Annotated in this window: 2 pseudogenes; both read right to left on the bottom strand. The window is 62.8% G+C overall.

Annotated features, from left to right (window positions below):
- Positions 1-190, bottom strand: a pseudogene (locus IFU29_RS22265) (fimbrial protein); the annotation flags it as partial.
- Between the two features lie 14 nt (positions 191-204).
- A pseudogene (locus IFU29_RS22620) lies at positions 205-366 on the bottom strand (fimbrial protein); the annotation flags it as partial.

The following is a 366-nucleotide window of genomic DNA, read 5'->3' as shown; positions in this document are numbered from 1 at the left end:
GGGTGCGGGTGTTCAGATACAGGTACTTGTCGATTACCGTGTCAAAATCCAGCACCACCGTTTCATCGCCCGGCGGGATCACGCAGGGTTCAGCCACCAGCGCGCCGTGCAGGCGCATATTCTCCGCCGCCAGGCTCAACGGGCTGCACAGCAGCAGCGCCGTTGCGCACCAGGCCACCTTGCTAACCATGGCTATTCTCCGGCTCATTGGTACACCGCCAGCAGGGTGGCCGTGGCCTCAAACGCCCCTTCTGTCAGCGCTGCGCCCGGCCGCTTGACCGGTACCGCCTGTAGCGTTGGCGCAGCGTTCAGCTTGATGGGGATCGGCTTATTCAACGTAAACCGCTTGCCGTTTTGCAGCAGGCG

This window comes from Erwinia persicina (assembly GCF_014838825.1).
In the GTDB taxonomy this organism is placed as follows: Bacteria; Pseudomonadota; Gammaproteobacteria; order Enterobacterales; family Enterobacteriaceae; genus Erwinia; species Erwinia persicina_A.
The sequence above is the reverse complement of the archived record's forward strand: the minus strand, read 5'-3'. Positions and strand labels throughout refer to the sequence as shown.